The organism is Psychrobacillus sp. (genome assembly GCF_056205495.1).
Window position 1 is genome coordinate 1 of the sequence record NZ_JBAEAP010000638.1, and the last position, 3585, is coordinate 3585.

Below are 3585 nucleotides of genomic sequence, written 5' to 3' on the forward strand. Positions count from 1 at the left end.
TGGAAGCGCCCGTAAACCCCGAAAAGTGTCCCATAAATCAGCGAAAGGCGCCCGTAAGTTGGTTAGAAGTGTCCCATAAAAGGATGGAAATGCCCCATAAAAAGGGGGAGCGCCCGTAAATCCCCGAAAAGTGTCCCATAAATGAGCGGAAGGCGCCCATAAATAGGTTAGAAGTGTCCCATAAAAGGATGAAAATGCCCCATAAAGAGTGGGAGGGCCCGTAAATCCCCGAAAAGTGTCCCATAAATGAGCGAAAGGCGCCCATAAGTAGGTTAGAAGTGTCCCATAAAAGGATGAAAATGACCCATAAAAAGGGGGAGCGCCCGTAAACCCCGAAAAGTGGCCCATAAACAAGAGGGGCGCGCACCTAAATGAGCGAGAAGTACAACATAAACTGTAGAGAGTGTCACCTAAATGAATGTGGTGTGCACCTAAATGAGTGAGAAGTGCAACATAAATTGGAGAGAGTGTCACCTAAAGAGTGGATTCGCACCTAAAAGTAAGGAAAGTGTCACCTAAATCAAAGCGAGTGACACCTAAATGAGTGTGAAGTGCAACATAAAACGGAGAAAGTGCCACCTAAACAGTGGCTCCTCACCTAAAAGTGAGAGAGGTGTCACCTAAACAGAAGAAAAAGACCGCCAAGGCGGGCTTTTTTTATTGGAATCGGTCGGTTTTCTCAAATAATCGATTGGTTGTGCCAATAATCGGTCGGTTTCCCCGAATAATCGGTCGGTCAACATTCACTCAACAACTTCACTCAATCTGTATCTAATTGAAAAGAGTAATAGAGACTATATTTTTGAACGCCTGTTGCTAGGTCGATGGATTTGTCTACCTCTTTCTCAAAGAGATCGATGTTGCCTTGTTGTTTTGCTATGACAGCTGCTATTGCGTGCTGCATCCATTCTTTTGTCAGTTGATTTTTTAGAGTAGTGGCCTCGTCAAAGTTTCCTTTAAGTGCTTCTGCGTATGCTATGTAATAAGTGCGAAGTGGTTCTTTGCTTATTTGTTTGGCTAGCTGCTCAAATTTGGAGACGTTGCTTTCAAAAAGTGCCAGCATGGTTTTATATACTTCCTGCATGTATGGTTGTTTATGTCTTTTCAAAATTTCCTCTATGGAGCGAACGATTTGTTCTTGATCACCAGTTTTTAAAGCTAGCGGGTAAGCAAATATAGGTTTTCGTTTATTCTTTTCCAAGTATTGTTCTATTTTATTTAGGTCCTTGGATTTATAAACGGTATACATTTGTGGAGCCACTAACAAAAGTAAATAAATTACTACAACTGATAAATAAATGAACCAGAATGGTAACTCTAGAAACATCATTGCTGTTGCCAATATAACTCCTAATATAAAGATGAGTGCGAACTTTATTATTTTCATAAATACCTCCTAATCCAATTATTATACCAAAAATCGAAGATGTATATGGTTGTATTTCACGAATGAACACGATATAATTAATTCCTGACAAACATAGTCGTATCAAGGTATTTTATTAATATAATGTACTTCCCAAAAATACAATTGTTTTTGAAAGGGAGAAATAAAGATGAAAAAAATAATGGTTACCGGAGCATTAGGACAAATTGGCTCGGAGCTAGTGACGAAATTACGAAAAGAATATGGTTCAAATAATATTTTGGCAACTGATATCAGACATATAGTTTCACCAGTAACGGAAAGTGGCCCGTTTGATATTTTAGATGTAACAGATGGTGAAAAAATGCATCAGCTGGCGAAGGAATTCCAAGCAGATACAATGGTTCATATGGCTGCGTTACTTTCTGCAACAGCAGAAGCGAAGCCACTTTTAGCATGGAATTTAAATATGGGTGGTCTAGTAAATGCTTTGGAAGCTTCACGTGAGCTAGGAATGCAATTCTTTACACCGAGTTCGATAGGAGCTTTTGGACCATCAACTCCTAAGAAAAACACACCTCAGGATACATTGCAGCGTCCAACTACAATGTATGGAGTTAACAAAGTGTCTGGAGAATTGTTATGTGATTACTACTTCCATAAGTTTGGATTGGATACTAGAGGAGTGCGTTTCCCAGGGTTGATTTCCAACGAGACATTACCAGGCGGGGGAACAACTGACTACGCTGTAGACATTTACTATAAAGCATTAGAGGATGGAGCTTACACTTCTTATATCGCAGAAGGAACATATATGGATATGATGTATATGCCGGATGCACTTCAAGCGATTGTGGATTTAATGGAGGCGGATCCATCTAAATTGATTCATCGTAATGCATTTAATGTAACGGCAATGAGCTTTGAACCAGAACAAATTGCAGCGTCTATCCGCAAGGAAATACCAAACTTCCAGATGAGCTATGATGTGGATCCAGTGCGCCAAGCGATTGCTAACAGTTGGCCAGATAATATTGATGCGACAGCAGCGAAGGAAGAATGGGGCTTCTCGTATAAATATGATTTAGACGCAATGACAAAAGATATGCTACAAACATTAAAAATAAAAAAAACTGCGGGCTCCTTATAAAAGGGCCTGTTTTTTTTATGTGTATGGCTTAATCTTTTCCTCGAAACATTCTCATTTATTCATAAAACACGCCTTTTAATGCAATACTAAGTAGAATATATTTCATACCAAATCTTTAACAAAGAATTTAGAGAATAATAAATTTGATCAAAAGGGTTGAAATTTATCTGAAAAACGAATAATATGATTAATGTTGTTAAAATCGTTCGTGTTTAAGGAAGAAGGTAATAAGATGTTTCGTTTGAAGGAACACGGTACCAATGTGAAGACAGAGCTTATTGCAGGAATGACCACATTCCTTACTATGGTATATATTGTAGTGGTAAATCCAATTATTCTATCGGATGCAGGTGTGCCACTGGATCAAGTATTTATGGCAACTATTATTTCTGCTGTTATAGGTACATTATGGATGGCGATTTGCGCCAACTATCCAATTGCTATAGCTCCTGGTATGGGGTTAAACGCATATTTCACTTATGCAGTTGTACTAGCATCAGATGGTAAAATTGATTATATAACAGCATTTGCAGCTGTTTTTGTAGCGGGTATAATTTTTATTATTTTATCTTTAACGCCTTTACGTGAAAAGTTAATTACCGCGATTCCCTCTAATTTGAAGTATGCAATTACTGCAGGGATAGGTTTGTTTATTGCTTTCTTAGGCTTACGTATGTCTAAGGTAGTTGTTGCTAGTGATAGCAATTTGGTGATGTTAGGGGATTTAACTTCTCCAGGTGTTTTGCTAACGTTATTTGGATTAATGATCACAGTCATTTTGATGGTGCGTAATATAAATGGTGCATTATTTATCGGTATGGTCGTTACTGGTATTGTAGCTGCGCTTACTGGACAATTACATATTGAAAAAGTGGTAGCTCTTCCTCATCTACCAGAAGGTATTTTAATTTGGAATCCAATAGAGGCAATTGGACAGGTTATTTCTTACGGTTTATATGGAGTAGTATTGTCCTTTATTTTAGTTACGCTTTTTGACACAACAGGTACGATGGTTGGGGTTGCTAAGCAAGCTGGCTTGATGAAAGACGATAAGCTTCCACGTGCACGC

Annotated in this window: 3 protein-coding genes; 2 read left to right on the forward strand and 1 reads right to left on the reverse strand. The window is 38.5% G+C overall.

Features of this window, described 5'->3' with window-relative positions:
- Window positions 1-760 precede the first annotated feature (760 nt).
- Window positions 761-1387, reverse strand: coding sequence for a hypothetical protein (locus AC06OU_RS18225; RefSeq protein ID WP_475857644.1), 627 nt, complete (start codon window positions 1385-1387; stop codon window positions 761-763).
- A 169-nt stretch (window positions 1388-1556) separates the two neighbouring features.
- Between AC06OU_RS18225 and AC06OU_RS18230 the strand changes: the two genes are divergently transcribed.
- Window positions 1557-2516, forward strand: a complete 960-nt coding sequence (locus AC06OU_RS18230; protein ID WP_475857645.1) for an L-threonine 3-dehydrogenase — start codon at window positions 1557-1559, stop codon at window positions 2514-2516.
- Window positions 2517-2748: 232 nt separating this feature from the next.
- Window positions 2749-3585: NCS2 family permease (locus AC06OU_RS18235; protein WP_475857646.1), on the forward strand; the 837-nt coding region annotated here is incomplete at its 3' end.

Bases quoted from the DNA above. Each gene is read 5' to 3' on its own strand.
- AC06OU_RS18225 (WP_475857644.1), bottom strand. From the start codon at position 1,387: ATGAAAATAATAAAGTTCGCACTCATCTTTATATTAGGAGTTATATTG.
- AC06OU_RS18230 (WP_475857645.1), top strand. From the start codon at position 1,557: ATGAAAAAAATAATGGTTACCGGAGCATTAGGACAAATTGGCTCGGAG.